Origin of the sequence: Photorhabdus viridis, assembly GCF_040256935.1 — a bacterium.
In the GTDB taxonomy this organism is placed as follows: domain Bacteria; phylum Pseudomonadota; class Gammaproteobacteria; order Enterobacterales; family Enterobacteriaceae; genus Photorhabdus; species Photorhabdus viridis.
The window spans coordinates 1-765 of record NZ_JBEJZY010000207.1; the positions used below are offsets into that span (position 1 = coordinate 1).

1 protein-coding gene is annotated in these 765 nt (G+C 29.3%); it reads left to right on the forward strand.

What is annotated here, in order from left to right; translation table 11 throughout:
- Window positions 1-130: 130 nt before the first annotated feature.
- The gene (locus ABR397_RS23000; RefSeq protein WP_350307732.1) at window positions 131-718 is read left to right on the forward strand and encodes a hypothetical protein; all 588 of its coding nucleotides are present in this window, start codon (window positions 131-133) and stop codon (window positions 716-718) included.
- Window positions 719-765 lie beyond the last annotated feature (47 nt).

The window sequence follows — 765 nt, forward strand, 5'->3', positions numbered from 1 at the left end:
TAAAAATATCAAAGCACATGGTTTTTGCTCTCAAAAAGAGAGTATGAGATCATAACTATTACTGTCGGTCAAATCTGATTTTTTTAACAAAATATTCACGATCTTGCCCTGTATAAAGAGGCGAGTTGTTTTGGAAAATGCTTTTATTAAAACCGCACCAGAACCTGTATTATTTTATGCAGAAAAGGATATAGATATTAAAAATTATAATGTTCGTGATGGTGATGTAGTTAAAAAAGGAGATTCTATTTATAATGCGATTAATCCAGATTTAGAGGGGGCTGAATCTATTTTATTACAAAATATAAAACGAGATAATACAAAAATTAATGCGATGGAAAAGTATATAGATAATGTCTATAAGCGGATGAAGATTGAAAAAAATTATGAAGATTTTAAGTTTAATAAAAATGAAAGTGAGTTAAAAAATATAGACTCTATTTTAAAAGACCATAGAGATGACTATGATTTTTTTAGTCAAAGCTACAGAGAACAGATGAATTTTGTAGATAAATTGTTAAATCAAAATAATAATTATTTATCTAAGAAAGATATTATCAAATGTAAAATGGAATTGTTCTCATCACGTCGTGGCTTGATTAATCTTGAATCTGATATATTAGACTTAGAGAAAAGAAAGTACAGTTTAGATGACAGGGCGGGATTCCACTTTGTATTTAATTTAATCAAAGATAAGTTGACTACGGAATTCCCCTGACCAAATGGCTCTTCGACGTTTAGCCGCCTGACTGTCTTTTATACTGG